Below are 21,767 nucleotides of genomic sequence, written 5' to 3'. Positions count from 1 at the left end.
CCTTTCGTCACGTCATCATGACTCGGCTGACCGAATACACGTCTGAGATTTGTTTAATGCGCTCGACAACTTTCTGCAAGTGATTCACGTTCGGAATCGAGATCGTCATCGAGATGCGAGCTTGTTTATTTTGGTCGCCCCGACCACTGACGGCCACGATATTCGTATTCGTCGCCGATACCGCCTGAAGGACATCGTTCAAGAGACCTGAACGATCATATCCCGTGATTTCGATATCGACGTTATAGTTCTTCTCTTTCGCCTGTCCGACTTCCCATTCGACGTCAAGGAGACGCTCCGGATGTTGTTCGTTGACGATGTTCAAGCAGTCTTTCCGGTGAATCGAGACGCCGCGTCCACGGGTGATGTATCCGACGATTTCATCTCCCGGTACCGGGTTACAGCAACGGCTCATGCGCACGAGCATGTTGTCGATTCCTTTGACCGTCACGCCCGCCTCTGCCGTTTTCTTCTTCGGCGCCTGACTGACTTTCAATTCGCTGATGGCTTCAGAGAGCTCGAGTTTCGGCTCTTTGCGCTGCTTCTCCGTCAACTTATGCGCGACTTGAGCGGCAGTGATGCCTTGATAACCGACTGCGGCATACATCTCTTCCTCGTTCCCGAAGTTGAACTTCTCGACGACGATACTGAGTGCCGGCTCATCGATCACTTCTTTCGGTTCAAAACCGAGTTTCTTGATTTCTGCCTCGACGAGATCTTTCCCTTTCTCGACGTTTTCTTCACGCTGTTGACGTTTGAACCATTGACGAATCTTGTTCTTCGCCTGGCTCGAAACAGCGAGCTTCAACCAATCCTTACTCGGTCCGTAACTATGCTTCGACGTGATGATTTCGATGATGTCACCCGTCTCGAGTTTGTAGTCGAGCGGTACCATCCGGCCGTTCACTTTCGCACCCGTCATCCGGTGCCCGATCTCCGTATGAATCCGGTACGCATAGTCGATTGGGACTGAGCCCTTCGGCAACTCGAATACGTCTCCTTTTGGTGTGAAGACGTACAGCATGTCGCTAAAGAAATCAACTTTGAGGGACTCCATGAATTCCTCGGCATCCGTCGTATCCTTTTGCAGCTCGAGGATTTCACGAAGGTGGGCGATCTTCTCGTCGAATCCGTTCGTCGAGACGTTTTTCCCTTCTTTATACGCCCAGTGTGCCGCAATCCCGAACTCAGCGATGAAATGCATGTCTTTCGTCCGAATTTGGACTTCGAGCGGCTCACCTTTCGGACCGATCACGGTCGTATGGAGCGACTGATACATGTTCGGCTTCGGCATGGCGATATAATCTTTGAAACGTCCCGGCATCGGCTTGTATTGCGTATGGATGATTCCGAGCACGGCATAACAATCACGAATCGAATCGACGATAATGCGGACCGCCATCAAATCGTAAATTTCATTGAACTCTTTTTTATGCTTCACCATCTTGTTATAGATAGAATAGATGTGCTTCGGTCGACCGTTCACGTCGGCATCGATATGCACTTCCTCAAGAACCCTGTTCACTTCCGTGATGACAGAGGTGACGAGTGCTTCCCGTTCCGTCCGTTTCTGTTTCATCATCGAGACGATCTTATAGTATTGCTGCGGGTTGATATAACGTAACGAAATATCTTCGAGCTCCCACTTGATTGTCGAGATCCCCATCCGGTGCGCGAGCGGAGCAAAGATTTCGAGCGTCTCTTCTGCCTTTTGAACTTGCTTTTCTTTCGGCATATGCTGAAGCGTCCGCATATTGTGGAGCCGGTCCGCAAGTTTGATCAGGATCACGCGCACGTCTTCTGCCATGGCGATAATCATCTTCCGGTGGTTTTCAGCAAGTTCTTCTTTTTTCGATTTATATTTAATCTTACCAAGTTTCGTGACGCCATCAACGAGCATGGCCACGTCTGGACCAAAATCGTCCGTCAATTGCTGTAACGAAATATCCGTATCTTCAACAACATCATGCAAGAGCGCTCCAACAATCGTTGTGGCGTCTAAGCCGATATCAACGAGAATGCCGGCCACTTGGACCGGATGGAGGATATAGGGCTCGCCCGAACGTCGGAACTGACCGGTATGATGAAGTTTTGCGTATTCGTAAGCGCGTTTCACTTCGGCTATATCGTCGTCACCCATATACTCCCCGAGCGCGTCGAGAAGATCCTCAATACTTACGATTTGTTTTTTGGTCATAACATTCGACACCCTTTTTCTAACCGCTCCAATCGTCTCGGATTCGTCGCAGCATGGTAGTAGTTTGTATTCAAGATTCTATGATTTTTATAACCATTATCGAAAAAATCTGACGACCTGTCAAAGGTTGTAGGTTATTTTCCTTAAAAACTATTCAAAAACGGGAAGCATGTCGCTTCCCGTTCAAATTAGTCTTCGTAGCGGATGAGTGAGAACACGTCGTATCCTTCGAGACGCTCACGTCCACCAAGTCCATCGAGTTCAATCAAAAACCCGATTCCCGCCACAACTCCACCGAGTTGTTCAATCATTTTAATCGTCGCTTCAATCGTACCACCTGTTGCGAGCAAGTCATCCAAGATGACGACTTGTTGTCCAGGTTTGATTGAATCTTTGTGCATCGTTAAAATGTCCGTTCCATACTCAAGACCGTATGACACTCGTACTGTCTCTCGTGGTAACTTTCCTTCTTTACGTACTGGTACAAAACCGAGTTCGAGCGCATAAGCTGCCGGGCAACCGACGACGAATCCGCGTGCTTCCGGTCCAGCGATCAACTCGGCTCCACGTTCACGTGCATAAGCGACGAGCTCATCTACCGATTTCTTGTAGACTTCGCCATTTTGCATGAGTGACGTGATGTCTTTGAAGCTGATTCCTTCCTTCGGGTAATCTGCTACTTCTTTAATATGCTGTTTGAAATCCATTTTATGTGTATGCCTCCTGCATCTTGTTCGATCGCAACGATTGTAACCGCTCTTTGAGCTCCGCCAATGACGCGTATACGAAACGCTCTTCGAGTTGTTGGCGCCCAATCCGGCGTTGATAGCACGGCGCCTCGGTCAAATCGCGTTTCGGTGCTTCTGGATTGACTCCAGGCAGTCCGTCTTCCATTGTAACAAGAAATTCGAGTTCAGAGAATACTTGATGCATAAATTGAATCGTATTTTTTGACCATTTTCGCTCTTTTGACAGACGAATCAGGTTTTCACGAAGATTTTTCCGTTCGCATGTCGCCATATGGACATAATACGTTCGGAAATCCTCGCGGGACGGAAGACGTTCAAAGAACGAGTCTCCTTGACCGAAGGCACAATAAATGCGTTCGACCCCTTCATGAAGTTTCTCTGCGAGTACCTCTTCATCATCAGGAAGATCGAGCAGGACGACGAAACGGTTGAGCGGTTCATCTCCTTCATGGAGTGGGTAGTCTTCGGTTGTCCCTTGGAACGACAAGAAAGACGTATGTTCTTTCGGCAAATCTTTCAACTCTTGCATCGATTTTTTCTTCCCACGATAGTCAAACACTTGGAAGTCATCGACCCGTAAATCTTGAATCATGAGCTGCGGTTTACGCATTCCGTTCCATTCGTTGACTTGAAGACTTCCCATCACCGAGATATGAGCCATCTTTGAAATCTCTGAAACAACGTGGCCGAATCCAAATCCGATGCCATCGAGCTCACGCTTGTCTCCTGCGAGCTGTACTTTCAAATGGGTGGCGTCACGTCCGATTTGGCGAATATCACGCAGTTTCGCATCTGCGACGACGACACGAGGGGATGGATTCCCCATACCAAATGGCGCGAGCTTTCCTATTTCTGAGATCAAGTCGAGCGAAACATCGTTAACGGAGAGTTTCAAGTCGACGTTCACCCGTGGCACAAACACGTCATCCGGGATGGACTCCGCCTGACGGTTCAGTCGCTTTCGTAGTTCGGCGACGTGTTCCGACTGAATGGTCATCCCGGCCGCGGCTGGATGTCCGCCAAAGTGTGGCAAGATATCTTCATTCTTCGAAAGTTCTTTGAAGAGGTCAAATCCATCGATGGAGCGCCCCGATCCTTTCGCCTTACCCGTCTCAGGGTCGTGGCAAAGGAGGATGACTGGACGATAATACGCCTCGACGAGACGAGATGCGACAATCCCGACGACGCCAGGATTCCACTTCTCACTCGCCACGACGAGTACACGGTCCTCGGTCATCGACGCTTCAACGAGTTCTTTCGCTTCAGCAGCGATTGTCTTGACGATGTCTTGACGTTCTTTGTTTTGCTTATCGAGCTGTTTCGCTAGCTCGAGCGCTTCCTCCACATGTTCGGCTAAGAGCATTTGAAGTGCCGGCATCGCCGAATCGAGTCGACCCGCGGCATTGATGCGTGGACCGAACGCGAAACCGACCGATTCTTCGTTCAACACGCTGTCACCGAGACCACATACTTCACGTAATGCTAGAATACCTGGACGTTTTGAAGCCTCGAGCGCGACAATCCCCTTCTTCGCGAGCAATCGATTCTCTCCGTCGAGTGGGACGAGGTCAGCAATCGTTCCGAGTACGGCCAAATCAAGGAGTTCTTCCGGCATTCTCCCTAAAACGGCGTGCGCCACTTTGAGGGCGACTCCCGCTCCGGCGAGTTTATCGTATGGATATCCTGGGTCGATATGCGGATGAATGATTGCATAGGCGTCCGGCAATGTCTCTTTTGGCTCGTGGTGGTCCGTGATGATCAAATCGACGCCAAGGTCTTTTAAGAGTGTCGCTTCTTCAATCCCTGAAATTCCGCAATCCACCGTGATGACTAAAGTGAATCCCTCGTTCGCCGCCCATTGGAACGCTTCTTTGTTCGGTCCATATCCTTCTGTGAAACGGTTCGGGATATAACACTCGGCCATGACACCGATTTCGGTCAACGCATGCCACATGACAGATGAGGCACTGACCCCGTCGACATCGTAGTCACCATAGATGAGCACCATCTCCCCATCGTCTGCTGCCTGTTTGATGCGGGTGACGACTTTCTCCATCTGTTCAAACAAGTACGGGTCATGAAAGACGAGTTCATCCTCGGCATACAAGAATGCCTTGGCCGCTTCTACGTCTTGATGACCACGCTGAACGAGCAACGTCGCCAGTTGTGCTGATATATTTAATTCGTTTTGTAAACGCGTGACGTCGTCCGGATTCGTTTCCGGATAGAGCCACTGTTTCTTCGAATGGTACATGTCCTTCACTCCAATCAATTGTAGATTATAGCAGACCGCGTGAAAGATGTGCCGTCTTGACATTTGAAAAGGTCTCCCGATTGAAGGGAGACCCACTTGTTACGCCTCTGTGACCGGCGTATCTTTTTTCTTGTTGATTGTCGTACGTTTGATGAGGAGCCATAAATACGATGCAATGAAGATCGAAGAATACATCCCCATGAAAAGTCCGACGATGAGCGCGAGCGAGAAGCTGCGAATCGACTCTGCCCCGAATACATACAAGGCAATCGCTGTAACGAGTACCGTGATGACCGTATTCACGGACCGTACGATTGTCTCTTGAATCGACTTGTTAATGATTGACTCATAGACGTCCATCGACTTGATTTTTCGTTCCTTTTCATACGACGTGATGTTCTCGCGGACCCGATCGAACGTTACGATCGTATCGTTGACCGAGTAACCGATGATGGTCAAGATCGCGGCGATAAAGTACAAGTTGACCTCGATCCCAAAGAGCGAGAACGCGACAATCATGAAGAAGGCATCGTGTAACATCGCGATAACAGTTGCAAGTGCATATGAGAATTGGAAACGCACCGTGACGTAGAGAATAATCCCGATCGACGCGACGGCTACCGCATACAAAGCATTTTTCGCCAAGTCACGACCGACTTGAGCCGAGACGGTGCTGATGTTCGGGTCGTTCCCGAATTGTTCAGTGAACGCCGTCTTGACGTTCGCGACTTCCTCTTGTCCCAATTGGCCAACGAACGTCACGTATGCCAAGCGACCTTCATTTGCATATTGGACGCTTGAAATCTCTTGGTCAACTCCGGCATCGTTAAACGCTTTCGTGAATTCTTCTTGCGACACACGTTCTTCCGTTAGTACTTCAACCCGCGTCCCTGAAGCAAAATCGATTCCGAGGTTCAACCCACGGAAGAACAAGAGACCGATTCCCAGAACGACGACTGCCGTCGAAATCAAGAACATCGTGCGCATATGTTTCATGTAATTCCATTCAGTAAGCTTAAAGTTCACGGATTTCACTCTCCTTCACACCAAACCATCCTTTGCGTTTGTCGAACAGACGACTTGAGACAAGGAGGTGCATCAAATAACGTGAGATGAATACGTTCGAGATGAACGTCATCCCGATTGAGATCATGAGCATGACAGCAAATCCTTTGACCGAGCTTTGTCCGAAATAGAACAAGACCGCAGCCGAGATGAGCGTCGTCAAGTTGGCATCGATGATCGTACTGAGGGAACGACGGTTACCTGCACGGAATGCCGATAAGACCGATTTTCCAGAGCGGAGTTCGTCTTTGATTCGTTCCGCGGTAATGATGTTCGCATCGACTGCCATACCGACTCCGAGGACGAGTGCTGCAATCCCTGGAAGCGTCAATACCGCATTGATTCCGTTAAAGAACAACATGATCAAGTTGATGTACAGAATAAGCGTGATGATCGATACGAGTCCTGGGAGACGATAGAAGAACAACATGAAGAGGAATACGGCGATGATTCCGATTGTTGCGGCAAATACCGTTTCTTCTAAAGCATCTTGACCGAACTGAGCCGATACAGATGTCGAGTAAATCTCATCAAGTTTGACCGGGAGCGCCCCTGCGTTCAAGATGTCCGCAAGGCGTTGACCGCTTTCCGCGTCAATTCCACCACCTGAGATGATGGCTTTATCCGATAAGATTGGGCTCGTTACCGAAGCATCTGACACAATCTTCGAGTTCTCTTTTTGAACTTCTTCCTCATATGTGTCGCCCTCTTCATAGTCGAGCCAAATGACCAGACGGTTCTCAGGAGCTGGAAGTTGTGCAATCTCAGATGTCACTTCACCAAACTTGTCAGCCGATTGAAGTGTCAACTCAACGACCGGTTGTCCTTGTTGGTTGTAGCTGAGCGCTGCCCCACGCGGCGCCAAGTCTTTCCCATCGAGCAAGACGTTGTCGTTCACGTCACGGAATGTCAATTGTGCCGTAGACGAGAGAACCTCGCGCGCTTCGTTTTGGTTCGATACGCCCGCGAGCTGGACACGGATGCGATTGTTTTCTTCGATTCGAACGTCCGGTTCGGAAACTCCGAGGACGTTGATTCGGTTATTGATGGCGCGAACGGTTGCATTCATCGCCGACTCGTCGATGACGTCGCCGTCTTCGAGCGGTTGTACTTCATACAAAACTTCGAATCCACCTTTTAAGTCGAGTCCGAGGTTCGTGTTCTTGACGACCCATGGTGTCGTGAACACTGCGAGCAGGATTGTCGCAATCATGATGATCGCAAAAATCGCAATGTTGCCTTTTTTGTACATACGACTATTTCCTTTCTAAACCACTGTTCTTGATAAAAACTTCTCTCGTTAACATTACAAATTTTCTAAACATTTATCAATCATTTTCCTAAAATTGTAACGACCTTCACGGATTGTTCGACTGAGTTTGCGTATAAGACTAAATGTTGCGCATGGGCAAAACTTCATGTATGATGTAGCTAACATCAAAATATCAAAGGAGTCTTTCCATATGGACAGCACAGTTATTTATGCCTTTCTCCTTACCCTATTCGCCGGGCTAGCTACCGGAATCGGGAGTATGATCGCATTCTTTGCTAAACGGACGAACACGGCATTCCTCTCCATCTCGCTTGGATTTTCCGGAGGCGTCATGATTTACGTGTCGTTCATCGAGATTTTCCCGAAAGCGCTCGAGGAACTCGTCGGTGCACACGGAGAGTATACGGGAACGATTTACACCGTCCTCGCATTCTTCGGTGGAATGTTCTTGATTGGCATGATCGATAAGTTCATTCCGAAAATGGAGAACCCGCACGAGGTCAAGTTCGTTGAGTCGATGCAGAATGACCCGACAACACATGAACTCGCAACGACGACGACAAATGAAGCGGCTCCAATCAACCATCCAGAGGTACAAAATCGACTAAAAAAAATGGGGATTTTCATGGCACTCGCCATCGGGATTCACAATTTCCCAGAAGGACTTGCGACGTTCGTCTCGGCACTAGATGACCCGACCGTCGGCTTAGCCATTGCCATCGCCATCGCCCTACACAACATTCCAGAAGGGATTGCCGTCTCCGTCCCGATTTATTATGCGACGGGCTCACGGAAGAAGGCGTTCAAGCTTTCGATGTTGTCAGGGCTTGCCGAGCCAGCTGGAGCGGCCATCGGATTCTTGTTACTCATGCCGTTCTTGAGCGACACCGTCTTCGGACTCTTGTTCGCGGCGGTCGGTGGCATCATGGTCTTCATCTCGCTTGACGAATTGCTCCCTGCCGCCCGTGAATACGGACACGCCCATCATTCAATGTATGGAATGGTTGCTGGTATGATCGTCATGGCGACAAGTCTAATCCTATTAATGTAACGAGCAATGCCCTGACGCGCGCGTCAGGGCATTTGTTATGTCGTTTTAAACACATGGACGACATCTTTTAATTCAGACGACATGTGACTCATCGTTTCAGCGATGCCGTTGATCTCTTGAATGGCGGCAAGCTGTTCTTCGACGTTCGCACCGGCTTCTTCGACGCTTCGCTGTGTCGAGATGGCGTTTGTCGACATATCTTCAACAGAGACGGCAACTTCAGTCGTATTGGCACTCACTTCTTCTGTTGCTGCCGCAATCTCACTCATTTGACGGGACGTCTCTTCGATGACCGATACGATCTCACGGAACGCCTCGGCCACTTCTCCCATTTGCGATACCCCATTCTCCACATGTACGCTCGATTCTTCGAACGCCGATTCGACTTGTTCCGTGTCACGTTGAATGTCACGGACGACGGTCTGGATTTGAATGGCAGATTGTTTCGATTCCTCAGCGAGCTTTCTCACTTCTGCCGCGACGACGGCAAACCCTTTTCCGTGTTCACCCGCACGTGCCGCTTCAATCGCCGCATTTAAAGCAAGTAAGTTCGTCTGTTCCGTGATGGTCGTGATGGAACGGGTAATCTTTTCAATCTCAAGCGACTGGTTCGATAGACGGTTCACCATCTGTTGGGTGAGCTCGTTGGCACGTCGAATTTCTTGCATTCGTTTCTCTGCCAATTGAACGGTCTCAAGTCCACCGTTCGCCGCCTCGAGTGTATGGATCGTCTGCTCATTCACACCTTGTGAGGCCGCAGCGATTTGATTTAATCCATCGACCGCTTGATTGACGCCAATCGTTCCTTCTTCCGCTCGTTTTGACGATCCTTGCGCAGCCACATTCATCTCTTCAAACAATAGGGAGACGCCTTGGGTCGTTGTCGCGACATGGTCTGTGCTTGCGTAAAGTTCTTCAGAATAAGCGGTCACCTTGTCCGAGGCTTCTCCAACCCGACGAATCAAGCCGACCAGGTTATGCTTCATTTCATTGAATGCCGTTACCAGGTCTCCTAGTTCATCGTTAGAGGCGACCTCGATATCTTCTCCCGTCAAATCCCCTCCTGCCATGATGCGTGCCTGACGACCAAGTCGATTAATCGGTTTCAAGAAGAGGCGTTGCAAAGCGAGTAAGGAAAGAATTCCAATCACGACACCACCAACACTGATGACGAGCATCCAAAGGATTGAACTTTCTGCATCTGCTTGTACCGCTTTCGTCTCAGATTCGAGGAGCTCCCCTTTATATTCGACAAGGTCGGTCACGGTCATCCGAACACGGTCTGTCGTCGGTGTCACACTTGTGTTGAGCACCGTCTTATATCCGATTTCGTCTTGTTGTTGACGAAGTTCGACGGCACGGTTCATCTCGCGGTCTAGTAGCTCGTTAAATTTCTCCAAATCGCCCAACCAAGACAAGACCTTTTCATCAGATGATGATGCCTTCAGCTTCTTCATCAATTCGTCTCGCTGCTCTTGAGCACCCTGTAAACTGATGAGCGTCTTCGGATTGGCCACAAGCATATAGTAATTCAAGTATCGTTCGGCATCCGTCACCGCTAGGGATAGATTCTCTGCAAGCAGCATCTCCTGCATGCCTTCACTGAGGACCCGGTCATAAGCGGCAGTCGATTGTCTTAATTGATAAGATCCGAGCGCGCCGACAATGACGAGCGCAATGATCGTCGGAATGAGTGCGATGGACATCCGTCGTCTCAGGGACGAGCGTCCTTTCTGTTTCGTACCACTTCGTTTTATGGTCCAGCCTTTCCACTTCTTCATCGAGTTAATCAATCGTTTCACGTCCATGTCATTCGTTCTCCTTCATCTCGGATTTCTTCTCAACTTGACATTAATGCAAACGTTTTCACAAATCAAATCGATTTTTCGAAATGAGGTGGATAAATTTTGAATCCGATTCGTTTTGACAAAAAGAAGTCATCTTTATATGCTTTAAATCGTAATTATTACTTTTTTTGAGAGGATTCTCTATGATTGTGGAACATACAAAGTTATTAATTATTGGTGCTGGTGTACACGGAATGACCCTCACCCTTACATAAACAAGGCGGGTATTTGGAGGATTTGATCATTGTCGATCGACTCACTGACCCGTTAGCGAACTGGAAACAACAAACGGTATCCATCTCCATGTTGCATCTGCGTTCGACCCGAGTGCATCACGATTCTTGGTCCGTTCGCAAGAGCCGTCTATGGCGGACAAGAAGCCGCTCGAAGAATCCTCCCCTAATTTCTAGCCACACAAAAAAGCGTCTGACCATGATGGTCAGACGCTTACTTGCTTATTCCTCAAATGAGGCATTCGCTTTTTTCACGACTTCCGCAATTGCGCTTCGGTTGAAGCGGAGAAGCGATTGATCGCATTTCAAAACGACATGTGTGTCTTCGATTTGATGAACGACGCCGTGTAAACCACCGATTGTGACAACGCTGTCGCCACGCTCGAGGGCGTTTTGCATCGCTTGTACTTCTTTTTGGCGTTTCGTCTGTGGACGAATCAAAAGGAAGTAAAATACGACGAAAATCAAGATCATTGGTAATAACGCAACGAGTGTTTCCATGAGTAACATTCACCCTTTCCTACAATATCAGGTTCATTATACCGTGAAACTGAAGCATTGTCACACAACGTCCGACATGATTGCTTAGAAATTCTTCGCGTTCGGCTTGTTGTAGCCGTATTCTTCGAAAAACTCTTCTTTGAAATCGAGCAAGCGGTCTTCGCGAATCGCTTGACGAACCTGCTCCATCAACTTCACGAGGAAGTGAAGATTATGTGTCGTACACAAGTGAAGACCAAACATCTCATCCGCTCGAATCAAGTGGTGGACGTACGCACGCGAGTAGTTCTTACACGTATGGCAGTCACACTTCTCATCAATTGGACCGAAGTCCGTCTTGTACTTCGCTTGTTTGATCGTGACACGACCTTTCGACGTCATGAGCGTTCCGTTTCGTGCGATGCGAGTCGGCAGAACGCAGTCGAACATGTCGATTCCGCGAATCGACCCTTCAATCAACGCATCCGGTGAGCCAACACCCATCAAATAACGCGGTTTGTTCTCTGGCATGAGGGGCGTCGTGAATTCGAGCGCACGATACATGACGTCTTTCGGTTCACCGACCGAGAGACCACCGACGGCATATCCTGGGAAATCAAGTGAGACGAGGTCTTGGGCGCTTTGACGACGAAGGTCCTCATATTCTCCACCTTGGATGATGCCAAAGAGCGCCTGGTCTTCCGGGCGCTCGTGTGCCTCAAGGCAACGTTCCGCCCAGCGGCTCGTCCGCTCGACCGACTTCTTCATATATTCATGCGTCGCCGGATAAGGCGGGCACTCGTCGAATGCCATCATGATGTCCGACCCGAGCGCGTTTTGAATCTCCATCGCCTTTTCTGGTGACAAGAATAACTTGTCGCCGTTCAAATGGTTACGGAAATGTACGCCTTCCTCTTGAATGTTTCGAAGGTCGGCAAGTGAGAACACTTGGAATCCACCCGAGTCCGTGAGGATTGCCCCGTCCCAGTTCATGAACTTATGAAGTCCACCCGCTTGTTTGATGACCTCATGTCCTGGACGAACCCAAAGGTGATACGTGTTCGACAAGATAATGTTCGCACCCATCGCCTTGACCTGTTCAGGTGCCATCGTCTTGACGCTCGCTTGCGTCCCGACCGGCATGAAGACCGGTGTCTCGAACGACCCGTGCGGCGTATGGACGATTCCGTGCCGCGCTCCGGTCTGTTTGCATGTGTGGATGTGTTCGTATGTGACTGCATGTTTTGTCATTTTGATACTTCCTTCCTCGTGATGAGCATCGCGTCTCCAAAGCTGAAGAAGCGGTATCGTTCTGCGACCGCAGTCCGATAAGCGTGTAAGATGATGTCGCGCGTCGCGAACGCCGAGACGAGCATGACGAGCGTTGATTTAGGGAGATGGAAGTTCGTGATCAATCCATCGATTGCCTTCAACTCAACACCAGGGTAAATAAAGATATCCGTCCAGCCCGATGACTCGACGAAGTCCCCGTGATTTCGCATGATCGTCTCAAGCGTGCGCGTCGATGTCGTGCCGACCGCAAAGATGCGACCGCCATTCGCTCGAATCTCCCGAAGCGCAGCTGCCGATTCAGCCGACAACTCGAAATATTCACTATGCATCGTATGTTCCTCGATCGAATCAGCCGTCACCGGACGGAACGTCCCGAGACCGACGTGAAGGGTGAGCGGAATCAACCGGACACCTTTGGCTTTGGCCGCTTCGAGCAGTTCCTCGGTGAAATGAAGACCGGCTGTCGGAGCGGCCGCACTGCCTCGTTCACGGGCATAGACCGTTTGATAACGGTCTTGGTCATCGAGTTGTTCGCGAATGTACGGTGGGAGCGGCATCGTTCCAAGCTCGTCTAAAATCTCATAGAAGATGCCGTCGTAGTCAAACTTGAAACGACGTCCGCCTTCTGGGAGCTCCTCGACGCATTCCGCTTGGAGAAGACCGTCCCCGAACTCAACGACGGAGCCAACACGAACTTTTTTTGCTGGTTTGACGAGTGCTTCCCATACATCATCTTCCGTCTGCTTCAACAAGAGCAGTTCGACTTTCCCGCCTGTTTCTTGCTTTGCCCCAAAAAGGCGTGCCGGTAAGACGCGCGAATCGTTGACGACGAGCGCATCCCCCTTGTTCAAATAATCGAGCACGTCACGGAAATGGCGATGCTCGATGTCCCCTGTCTCGCGGTCTAATACGAGCAAGCGTGAGCTTGTCCGATCAAGCAATGGGACTTGCGCAATCAACTCTTCTGGCAATTCAAAATCATAATCGTTTACGTTCAATTGAATGTCTTGCATACCTTACTCCTCTTCATAACCAAAATGCGACTTGGCAAACTGTGTAATCATCCGTCCTCGCGGCGTGCGCTGCAAGAATCCTTGTTGCAATAAATAGGGCTCGTAGACATCCTCAATCGTCTGAGCGTCCTCACCGATGGTCGCAGCGAGCGTCTCAAGCCCGACCGGTCCACCTCCGAACCGCTCCACCATGGCTCTCAGTAACCGATGATCGACTTCATCGAGTCCGAGCGCATCGACGTGTAGCCGGTCGAGCGCATCAGATGCGAGCACGGGATCGATTTCTTTCGTACCAGCCACTTGCGCAAAATCGCGGACACGACGCAAGAGACGGTTTGCAACTCGTGGCGTCCCTCGTGAGCGTTTCGCAATCGCACCGCTCGCCTCAGGTGAGATGGAGAGGCGGAACAACTGGGCCGTCCGGCTGACGATGGCCGCTAACTCATGTGTTTCATAATATTCGAGCTTCAACGTGACGCCGAAACGGTCACGTAAAGGTGCCGACAACATCCCGGCCCGTGTCGTCGCCCCGACGAGCGTGAACGGTGGTAGGTCGATGCGGACGCTTCGTGCCATCTCGCCTTGCCCATAGACGATGTCGAGACAGTAATCTTCCATCGCCGGATAAAGGATCTCTTCAATCGTCCGGCTCAAGCGGTGAATCTCGTCAATGAACAAGACGTCTCCCGGTTCGAGCGTCGAGAGGATTGCGGCCAAATCACCCGGTCGTTCAATCGCCGGGCCGGCGGTCGTCTTGATCCCGACGCCCATCTCGTTGGCGATGATTTGGGCGAGCGTCGTCTTCCCGAGTCCCGGGGGACCGTATAAGAGCACGTGGTCGAGCGTCTCACTTCGAAGTTTGGCGGCCTGAATGAAGACGGACAAATTGCCTTTCGCCTTTTCTTGTCCGATATATTGCTCGAAGCGCTGCGGACGTAAGCTCCACTCTTCAGAGTCTTCATATTGCTGATGAGATTGTGACAACAATCGTTCGTCCATAGCTTCCTCCTTATTTCAGTAACAGCTGTAGCGCGCGTTTTATGTACGCGTCGGTCGTCAAGATTTCTCCGCTCAATGCTTTGCGGACTTTTGCGATTTCCCGTTCGGAGTAGCCGAGGGCGACGAGCGCCTCACACGCCTCATCGAGTTCAGATGCACCTTGTGCAAACAACCCTTCGTTCGGCACGTAATCCGGTGCGAGCTCGGATAACTTCCCTTTCAAGTCGAGTGTCATCTGTTTGGCCGTCTTCTTGCCGACTCCCGGGAACTTCGTCAAATATTTCTCGTTCTCGGTTTCAATCGCATCGATCAACGCGTCGATATCGCCGGACGCGACGATGGCAAGCGCACCTTTTGGTCCGATCCCGTTCACGCTGAGGAGTTTATTGAACAGCTCACGCTCGCGACGTGAACGGAAACCGTATAACGTCTGTTGGTCTTCACGCACATAATGATGCGTAAACACGATTACATGTTCGTCTTGTTCACGATAAAAAAACGGGTTAGGCACATGTACTTTGTAGCCGACGCCCGAGACATCTAACGTTATATATTCCGCACACACATAGGCGACGGGTCCTTTTACGAATTCAATCACGGTGTACTCTCCTTTTCGGTCGGAAAAACTGCATTTATTGTACCATAATGGGCGACACGAAAAAAGGACAGGCGTTTGCCTGTCCTCAAGCAATTATCGCGCGAGCATTCGTTCAAGTGCACGTTTCGAGAACTCTGTCGTCTCATGATCGACGCGAATGATGTTCACAGGGTCCGTCTCGAGCGACTCGAGCGCCCACAGTAGATGAGGCAAGTCGATTCGATTCATCGTGAGGCACGGACACATGAATGGGTTCAATGAAACGATATCGAGGTGCGGGTACGTCGCAGCCAGACGGTTGACGAGGTTCATCTCCGTTCCGACCGCCCACTTCGTCCCCGGTGCGCTCCCGTCAATCTTGTCGATGATATACGATGTCGATCCCGCCTCGTCCGCAGCCTGGACTACATCAAACGTACATTCCGGATGGACGATGATGCGACGATCCGGCTCACGCTCACGGAACGCCTGAATTTGCGATACCGTGAACTTCTCATGGACAGAACAGTGTCCCTTCCATAAGATGACTTTCACTTGCTCGTCATCTCCCTCCGCGACCAATTCTTCACGGAGCGGATCCCAAACAGCCATCGCCTCGAGTGGGATGCCGAGATCATACGCCGTGTTCCGCCCGAGATGTTGATCGGGAAGGAACAAGATGCGTTCACCTGCCTCAAGCGCCCACCGGACGATTTCATGGGCGTTCGAAGATGTGACGGTCGCCCCACCGTGACGACCAACGAACGCTTTGATGGCCGCTGTTGAATTGACGTATGTAATCGGGATGATGTCCTCTCCAAATCGTTCCGTCAGTTCTTCCCAAGCGATCTCCGTCTGATCGATATCAGCCATGTCTGCCATCGAACAGCCGGCACGCATATCAGGTAAGACGACAATTTGGTCGTCCCGCGTCAACATGTCCGCCGTCTCTGCCATGAAGTGGACGCCACAAAAGACGATGAATTCGGCTTCGCTCATCTGTTCTGCGAGTCGTGCGAGCTGGAGCGAATCTCCTGTCGCGTCCGCGAATTGAACGACCTCGTCTTTTTGATAATGATGGGCCGGTAAAAAGAGACGCGTCCCGAGTCGGTCTTTGACCGCCTGAATCCGAGTCTCCATCTCTTCCACCGACAAGTTAGCGTACGTCGGCGGAAGTGTTCCGAGTAGTTGCATCTTTCATTCCTCCTTGTAAATTCAAACTGCAATCGAACGCGCGTACCGAATGAGTCAATTGCCCGAGCGAGATGACATCGATGCGAATGCCTCGATAATCGTCAATCGTGTCGAGCGTGATGCCACCAGACACTTCAATTTTGATGTGCGTCGGTATATGACGGACCCATTCTCTCAATTCATCTGGCGTCCGATTATCAAGCATCACGATGTCCGGATCGGCTTGAACCGCCTCCATCAGTTGTTCGAACGACTCGACCTCGACTTCAATCGGGGTCGTATGGCCGACACGTTCTCGTGCGACTTGAATTGCGTTCGTCACGCCACCAAGTGCGACGATATGATTGTCTTTGATCATGACGGCGTCATCGAGTCTTAGACGGTGATTGTATCCCCCGCCCACACGTACGGCGTACTTTTCAATCATCCGCAGTCCCGGGGTCGTCTTGCGTGTATCGGTCACGTGAATCGAGTCATCATGTAACGCGTCTACGCACTGTCGTGTCATCGTCGCAATCCCACTCGTATGTTGGATGACATTCAACAGCACGCGCTCAGTCTCTAAAATCGCGCGCGTCTTCCCTCTCAAGACGATGAGCTCGTCTCCAGGGGTCACCGCTCTCCCGTCTTCTTGGCAAGAGACCAATTCAAGCCGCTGCATGGTTGCCAGCTCTTCTACGATCGGTTTCCCACAGAAAATGCCTTGTTCTTTGGCGACAATCGTTGCGACCGACTCGTCCTGTCCATCAATCAGCGCACTCGTTAGGTCCCCATACCCGATATCTTCAATCAAGAACTGATGTAGCTGTTCGCGTAGGTATATCGTATTCATCATTCCGCTCCATTTCGAGGATGCTTTGCGCGAGAAGACGCGCCGCATCGAGTTGTAAAGTTTGTTCACTTAATTGTCTTGTCACGTGTTTCGTCATGGTCAACGTTTGGGTATTTTGTAAGAAACCTTTCAATTCATCAAGACTTGGTGAAATCGTCAACCATCTTCCAATTTGAGCACGTAACGCTTGAAATGCCACAGGTGAGATGTCGTACACCAACGTCTCCTTCGTCGCCGTGGTCGTCTGATTCAATCGCACCGCCCGCGCGACTCGTTTTCCAAACACCCAACATTCCAAAAGTGAGTTCGAGGCCAAACGATTCATCCCATGTATGCCCGCATCCGCCACTTCACCGACGGCATATAATCCGTCAACGTCTGTCCGTCCCATGTCGTCCACTTCGATTCCACCCATATGAAAATGGAGGCCTGGACGTACCGGAATGCGGCGAGGATCGATTTGGAACCTGTCACATGTCAACGCAAGTTTTGGAAACCGTTCACGAAGCCGTGTCACGTTTGTCGTATCGAGATAGACCGTTCCCATCCGTTCCGTCAGTACCCGTGCCACGTCATCACGAGGAGCGAGACTTCCGAGCGGATGATGCGCCATCACATGGTTTCCCTCGTCATCAACGAGCGTCGCCCCGGCTCCCCGGAGCGCCTCGGTCACGAGATGAGGCGTTTCGGTCGCCAGTAAGGTGGGATGAAATTGGATTCGCTGCAAATGTGTCAGCTTGGCCCCACATCGATTTGCCAGAACGAGACCGTCACCGGTCACGGTACGCGCGTTTGAAGTCCAATCGATCAGCCCACCAATGCCACCTGTCGCCAATACGACAGCGCCGGCTTCAATTCGAATGGGCACTTCATCCCGAAACGCCATCGCACCGACGACTTTCCCGTCTTTCGTAATGAGATCGTGCACGAGCACCCGTTCCAATACGTTCACGTTATCGGGCATCGACTGACGCAATTGCCTCATGACATGACGTCCCGTCTCGTCGCCACCGACATGAAAGATTCGATTCAATCGATGCGCGCCTTCACGTCCGAGGGCATAGCCGCCATCTTCACGGTCGAATCGGACACCAAATCGTTCCATTTCTTCAATCGCTTGACGACCTTCTTCTACGAGAATGTCGACGCGCTCAGCGCACGATGTGTTTTTAGAGGCGAGCATCGTGTCTTCTTTATGGGCCGTACTCGATTTCTCAAGATACGCGCTCGCAATCCCGCCTTGTGCCAAGTCGGAGTTGCTCTCTGTCATCTCACCTTTTGAGACGAGAAGAATGGAGAATGATTTTGCTAGATGCAAAGCCGTTGCGACGGCGGCAAGTCCCGTTCCGATAATCAAAATGTCAGTTTTCTCTATGTGTAAAGACACTTGTACATCACCTGTTTTTCATATGTAATGTTGACTTGTAAACTAGTTTCGCATAATTTTGTGTAGAAGACAACATGAGAAAAGGGGAGTCCATGATGAACCGCTACTTCGACTACGCCGCTACACACCCGATGACGCATGCAGCATTAGACCATTACGTGGCGATGGCCAAAAACGTTTATGGGAACCCATCATCACTCCATACCCAAGGTTATATGGCAGAAGATTATTTGACAGAGGCAAGACGCTTAATCAAACAGGCGCTTGGGCTTGATATGTTACGAGGAAAATTATTATTCACTGGGAGTGGGTCGGAGAGCAATTACATCGCACTGACAAGTTTACGTAAACGGATGAAGGGCAAAGAGGTGATCACGTCTTGGCATGAACATGATTCGGTCGCTCTCTTACTTGAAGAATGGGAGCGGGAAGGGACAATCGTTCATCGGTTAAAACTGAAGGACGGGAAGTTTGATTTGGATGCATTCACCCACCTACTCGACCGTGACATCGGGCTCGTCACGCTCCAACACGTCAATTCCGACACGGGTTGGGTATTACCGCTCCACCACATCCAATGCCTCTTGAAATATAAGAAAATCCTCTTCCATGTGGACGGGGTCCAGGCACTCGGGAAAATTCCGATTTCTGTCGAAGGCATCGATGCCTATTCGTTCAGTGCCCACAAAGTGGGTGGACCGAAAGGAGTCGGCGCCCTCTACATGGAACGTCTGATTCCTCCCCCATACTATCCGGGACATCATCAGTACGGGATTCGTCCCGGAACGATTGACGTTCCTGGAATCAGTTCCTTTGCCAAAGCACTCGGAGAACGTCAGGAACAATTGACACGTTTTCAGAGAAATTTCATGGCGTTTCGTGCTATCTTGAAAGAGAAGACGTCAGCGCATGTCCATTGGCTCGAGTTCGACGAACAAAGTCCCGCCATTTTCTCCTTCGTCTCCCATCAACGCGACGGACAATGGTGGATGACCGAGCTCGACGATCTCGGGTTCCAAGTATCGGCTGGGTCGGCATGTCGAGCAGGCCAAAATGGACCGAACCGCATGCTCGAGGCACTCGGATATGAGACGAGCGCCTGTCATGGACTCGTCCGCATTTCCTTCGGCGCGCATACGACCGCCGAAGACACATCGGCCCTCGCCGATGCCATCGTCATTTTAGCAAGGAGAGTCGAACATCATGAACAAACGTTTAGCCGGTGAAGAACGCCGTCGCACACTATTACAATTGATTGAATCGAGCAATGAGCCGATCACAGGATCTGAACTGGCAAGACATGTATCCGTCAGTCGCCAGGTCATCGTCCAAGACCTATCGTTACTAAAAGCGAAAGGTCATCAAATCGTTGCGACCGCTCGTGGGTACGTCTACTTGCACGGAGACCTCACTCCATCCACCTATTCGAAAAAGGTCGCCTGTCGTCACACGGCAGAAGAGATGGAGGCGGAGATGAACGCCATCGTCGATGAAGGGGTCACCATCAAAGACGTCATCATCGACCATCCTGTATACGGGTCCATCACGGGACAACTCATGGTGAAGAGTCGCCGCGACGTCCGTGCCTTCCTCGAACGTGTGAAGACGCATGGGGCTTCCCCACTCTCCCAGTTGACGGGTGGTTTCCATATCCACACGCTCGAATCAGACCATAAAGAGGCAATCGAGGCTGCGGTGAAAGAGTTGGACCGCCTCGGGATTCTCGTATCCGAATTAGATTGAAGAGACGTCACGAATATGTGACATCTCTTCTTTTTCTTTTCAGTCATGTCCGTTATACTGATGGATGGAACATCTTTCCTGAAATCATTTGAAAGGAGGGCTACGTCTTGAACGTCCTCGAGCATCTACTCGCCGTCTGTGGGGTCTTCAGCATTCCCATCGGTATCTTGGTCCAATTCATCCCGAACGAACTCGTTCTCGCATACGGCGGCTTCCTCGTCGACTCGCATGACGCGCCCTTCTTCCTGACGTTCCTGCTGGCGTGGGTTTCCTTCACGATCAGCCAAATCGGTCTGTACTGGATCGGTCGATATGGCGGGCGTCCCGTCGCGCTCAAACTGTATCGTTATTTTCGAATTCGACAAGACAAGCAACTCCGTGCCGAGCGCTGGTTTGAGAAATACGGGGCATGGATCGTCTGCCTCAGTCTCTTTTGGCGGCAACTGTTCGCCGTGAGCGCCGGCGTGATGCGTCTATCGTTCCGTAAGTTTTTGTCGGTGACGACCTTGATTTTTGCCGTCTGGTCATTCCTTTTCATCCATGTCGGGATGATGCTTGGTAGCAACTGGCGCATGATCGGTCACTTCATGGACGATGTCATCCCCTTCTTGGCTCTTGCTGTCGGAATCGTCCTCATCGTTCGACATGTTCGTCAGCAACCAAAACGTGTGAAAGAATCAGCTTGACTTGCGCTGATTCTTTTTTTGTTGGAAAGGGAAACGCTCACATCTGTCGAATAAGAACCATGTAAGCGAATCGCGGTCACACATATAGGACACCGCACAACGAAAAAGGAGGAATCATTATGTTCCATCGCCGTAAAACGTATACGATTCGACCTGAACGCCTGCAAGAATTCACCGACTTTTTCCATACATACATTTACCCGATCCAGGCGTCGCATGGCGCCCGTCTCGTCGGACGCTGGGTGACCGAAGACAAGTCCGAGGTCATGGCACTATGGGAATATCGGGACCGTGAACACTATGAACAAGTCGAACGGGATTATCGTGGCAGTACGTTGCGACGAGACGCCATGAAACAGCGGGCTCGCCTCGGAAAAGAGCTGTATATCAAGTCAAGCGAAGAGTTCATGATGCCGACCGGGCATTATACGCCACCGCGTGCGATTGTCTGTGTGACAGCGTATATCACGAATGAAGCGGGTGAGGTTCTCCTCGTCAAAAACATGCATCGGAACGACTCGTTCGAGATGCCTGGCGGACAGGTGGAAGAACATGAGTCACTCGTTGACGCCATCCATCGTGAAGTGGACGAGGAAACGGGCGTGAAAATCGAGGTGGAAGGCATCACGGGAATCTATCAAAACGTGTCCTCCCGCGTCCTCTGTGTCACGTTCCGCGCGAAATATGTATCCGGTGACCTCAGACCGCAGGCTGGCGAGACACAGGAAGTTGGCTTCTATAAAGTCGACGCAAGTAACGTCGGTGACTACATCAAACGGGAGCACTTCCAAATGCGCTTCCTCGATGCGATCGATCCCGTATACATGCCTTACGCCATTTATAAAGTACGGCCATATGAACTGATTGAGCGCATTGAACGCCAATCCGTATGAC

The 21,767-nt window shown here is 50.7% G+C and carries 17 protein-coding genes and 1 pseudogene; 5 read left to right on the top strand and 13 right to left on the bottom strand.

Annotation, left to right across the window (positions count from 1 at the left end):
• Positions 1-7: 7 nt before the first annotated feature.
• From KNO68_RS01440 to secD, 4 genes and pseudogenes are all read right to left on the bottom strand, one after another.
• The gene (locus KNO68_RS01440; RefSeq protein WP_078146575.1) at positions 8-2,197 is read right to left on the bottom strand and encodes a RelA/SpoT family protein; all 2,190 of its coding nucleotides are present in this window, start codon (positions 2,195-2,197) and stop codon (positions 8-10) included.
• A 188-nt stretch (positions 2,198-2,385) separates the two neighbouring features.
• Complete coding sequence (locus KNO68_RS01435) at positions 2,386-2,904, bottom strand: adenine phosphoribosyltransferase (protein ID WP_215111964.1); 519 nt, start codon at positions 2,902-2,904, stop codon at positions 2,386-2,388.
• A gap of 1 nt (position 2,905) precedes the next feature.
• Entirely contained in the window at positions 2,906-5,200 is a 2,295-nt protein-coding gene (gene recJ, locus KNO68_RS01430) for a single-stranded-DNA-specific exonuclease RecJ (protein WP_215111963.1), read from the bottom strand.
• Positions 5,201-5,299: 99 nt separating this feature from the next.
• A pseudogene (gene secD / locus KNO68_RS14925) lies at positions 5,300-7,517 on the bottom strand (protein translocase subunit SecD).
• A gap of 211 nt (positions 7,518-7,728) precedes the next feature.
• Between secD and zupT the strand changes: the two are divergent.
• Positions 7,729-8,589 (top strand): zinc transporter ZupT, encoded by an 861-nt coding sequence (gene zupT, locus KNO68_RS01415; protein WP_214734043.1) that lies wholly within the window; start codon positions 7,729-7,731, stop codon positions 8,587-8,589.
• A 35-nt stretch (positions 8,590-8,624) separates the two neighbouring features.
• Here zupT and KNO68_RS01410 read toward each other — a convergent pair whose 3' ends face one another.
• The 9 genes from KNO68_RS01410 to KNO68_RS01370 form a co-directional block, all read right to left on the bottom strand.
• Positions 8,625-10,397, bottom strand: a complete 1,773-nt coding sequence (locus KNO68_RS01410; protein WP_215111960.1) for a methyl-accepting chemotaxis protein — start codon at positions 10,395-10,397, stop codon at positions 8,625-8,627.
• A 494-nt stretch (positions 10,398-10,891) separates the two neighbouring features.
• The gene (yajC, locus tag KNO68_RS01405) at positions 10,892-11,170 is read right to left on the bottom strand and encodes a preprotein translocase subunit YajC (protein WP_214684889.1); all 279 of its coding nucleotides are present in this window, start codon (positions 11,168-11,170) and stop codon (positions 10,892-10,894) included.
• Positions 11,171-11,254: 84 nt separating this feature from the next.
• Complete coding sequence (gene tgt, locus KNO68_RS01400; protein ID WP_074037468.1) at positions 11,255-12,400, bottom strand: tRNA guanosine(34) transglycosylase Tgt; 1,146 nt, start codon at positions 12,398-12,400, stop codon at positions 11,255-11,257.
• The gene (gene queA / locus KNO68_RS01395) at positions 12,397-13,455 is read right to left on the bottom strand and encodes a tRNA preQ1(34) S-adenosylmethionine ribosyltransferase-isomerase QueA (protein ID WP_483298257.1); all 1,059 of its coding nucleotides are present in this window, start codon (positions 13,453-13,455) and stop codon (positions 12,397-12,399) included. Before queA ends, tgt begins: the two co-directional genes overlap by 4 nt.
• 3 nt (positions 13,456-13,458) lie before the next feature.
• Positions 13,459-14,454: a Holliday junction branch migration DNA helicase RuvB gene (ruvB, locus tag KNO68_RS01390; RefSeq protein WP_215111959.1), complete on the bottom strand. Its 996-nt coding sequence runs from the start codon at positions 14,452-14,454 to the stop codon at positions 13,459-13,461.
• A 10-nt stretch (positions 14,455-14,464) separates the two neighbouring features.
• Positions 14,465-15,052 carry a Holliday junction branch migration protein RuvA gene (gene ruvA, locus KNO68_RS01385; RefSeq protein ID WP_215111958.1) on the bottom strand — a complete coding sequence of 196 codons (588 nt, stop codon included), beginning with the start codon at positions 15,050-15,052 and terminating at the stop codon, positions 14,465-14,467.
• Positions 15,053-15,145: 93 nt separating this feature from the next.
• Positions 15,146-16,225 carry a quinolinate synthase NadA gene (nadA, locus tag KNO68_RS01380; RefSeq protein ID WP_214684620.1) on the bottom strand — a complete coding sequence of 360 codons (1,080 nt, stop codon included), beginning with the start codon at positions 16,223-16,225 and terminating at the stop codon, positions 15,146-15,148.
• Complete coding sequence (nadC, locus tag KNO68_RS01375; protein WP_215111957.1) at positions 16,188-17,057, bottom strand: carboxylating nicotinate-nucleotide diphosphorylase; 870 nt, start codon at positions 17,055-17,057, stop codon at positions 16,188-16,190. Before nadC ends, nadA begins: the two co-directional genes overlap by 38 nt.
• Complete coding sequence (locus KNO68_RS01370; protein WP_215111956.1) at positions 17,011-18,444, bottom strand: L-aspartate oxidase; 1,434 nt, start codon at positions 18,442-18,444, stop codon at positions 17,011-17,013. Before KNO68_RS01370 ends, nadC begins: the two co-directional genes overlap by 47 nt.
• Before the next feature lie 95 nt (positions 18,445-18,539).
• Between KNO68_RS01370 and KNO68_RS01365 the strand changes: the two genes are divergently transcribed.
• The 4 genes from KNO68_RS01365 to KNO68_RS01350 all read left to right on the top strand — a co-directional run bounded on the left by KNO68_RS01365 (position 18,540) and on the right by KNO68_RS01350 (position 21,766).
• Positions 18,540-19,670, top strand: coding sequence for a cysteine desulfurase family protein (locus KNO68_RS01365; protein ID WP_215111955.1), 1,131 nt, complete (start codon positions 18,540-18,542; stop codon positions 19,668-19,670).
• Positions 19,648-20,187 (top strand): transcription repressor NadR, encoded by a 540-nt coding sequence (locus tag KNO68_RS01360; RefSeq protein WP_047795496.1) that lies wholly within the window; start codon positions 19,648-19,650, stop codon positions 20,185-20,187. Before KNO68_RS01365 ends, KNO68_RS01360 begins: the two co-directional genes overlap by 23 nt.
• Before the next feature lie 107 nt (positions 20,188-20,294).
• On the top strand, positions 20,295-20,873 hold the full coding sequence (locus KNO68_RS01355) for a DedA family protein (protein WP_215111954.1): 579 nt from the start codon (positions 20,295-20,297) through the stop codon (positions 20,871-20,873).
• 119 nt (positions 20,874-20,992) lie between these two features.
• Positions 20,993-21,766, top strand: a complete 774-nt coding sequence (locus tag KNO68_RS01350) for an NUDIX domain-containing protein (RefSeq protein WP_015881159.1) — start codon at positions 20,993-20,995, stop codon at positions 21,764-21,766.
• Position 21,767 lies beyond the last annotated feature (1 nt).

The sequence above is a fragment of the Exiguobacterium sp. s75 genome (assembly GCF_018617145.1).
GTDB classification, from domain to species: Bacteria; Bacillota; Bacilli; order Exiguobacteriales; family Exiguobacteriaceae; genus Exiguobacterium; species Exiguobacterium profundum.
This window is presented reverse-complemented; position numbering and strand designations above follow the sequence as displayed.

Excerpts from the sequence above, each read along its gene's own strand:
- KNO68_RS01440 (WP_078146575.1), bottom strand. The coding sequence starts at position 2,197 with ATGACCAAAAAACAAATCGTAAGTATTGAGGATCTTCTCGACGCGCTC.
- KNO68_RS01435 (WP_215111964.1), bottom strand. The coding sequence starts at position 2,904 with ATGGATTTCAAACAGCATATTAAAGAAGTAGCAGATTACCCGAAGGAA.
- recJ (WP_215111963.1), bottom strand. The coding sequence starts at position 5,200 with ATGTACCATTCGAAGAAACAGTGGCTCTATCCGGAAACGAATCCGGAC.
- zupT (WP_214734043.1), top strand. The coding sequence starts at position 7,729 with ATGGACAGCACAGTTATTTATGCCTTTCTCCTTACCCTATTCGCCGGG.
- KNO68_RS01410 (WP_215111960.1), bottom strand. The coding sequence starts at position 10,397 with ATGGACGTGAAACGATTGATTAACTCGATGAAGAAGTGGAAAGGCTGG.
- yajC (WP_214684889.1), bottom strand. The coding sequence starts at position 11,170 with ATGGAAACACTCGTTGCGTTATTACCAATGATCTTGATTTTCGTCGTA.
- tgt (WP_074037468.1), bottom strand. The coding sequence starts at position 12,400 with ATGACAAAACATGCAGTCACATACGAACACATCCACACATGCAAACAG.
- queA (WP_483298257.1), bottom strand. The coding sequence starts at position 13,455 with ATGCAAGACATTCAATTGAACGTAAACGATTATGATTTTGAATTGCCA.
- ruvB (WP_215111959.1), bottom strand. The coding sequence starts at position 14,454 with ATGGACGAACGATTGTTGTCACAATCTCATCAGCAATATGAAGACTCT.
- nadA (WP_214684620.1), bottom strand. The coding sequence starts at position 16,225 with ATGCAACTACTCGGAACACTTCCGCCGACGTACGCTAACTTGTCGGTG.
- nadC (WP_215111957.1), bottom strand. The coding sequence starts at position 17,057 with ATGAATACGATATACCTACGCGAACAGCTACATCAGTTCTTGATTGAA.
- KNO68_RS01365 (WP_215111955.1), top strand. The coding sequence starts at position 18,540 with ATGAACCGCTACTTCGACTACGCCGCTACACACCCGATGACGCATGCA.
- KNO68_RS01360 (WP_047795496.1), top strand. The coding sequence starts at position 19,648 with ATGAACAAACGTTTAGCCGGTGAAGAACGCCGTCGCACACTATTACAA.
- KNO68_RS01350 (WP_015881159.1), top strand. The coding sequence starts at position 20,993 with ATGTTCCATCGCCGTAAAACGTATACGATTCGACCTGAACGCCTGCAA.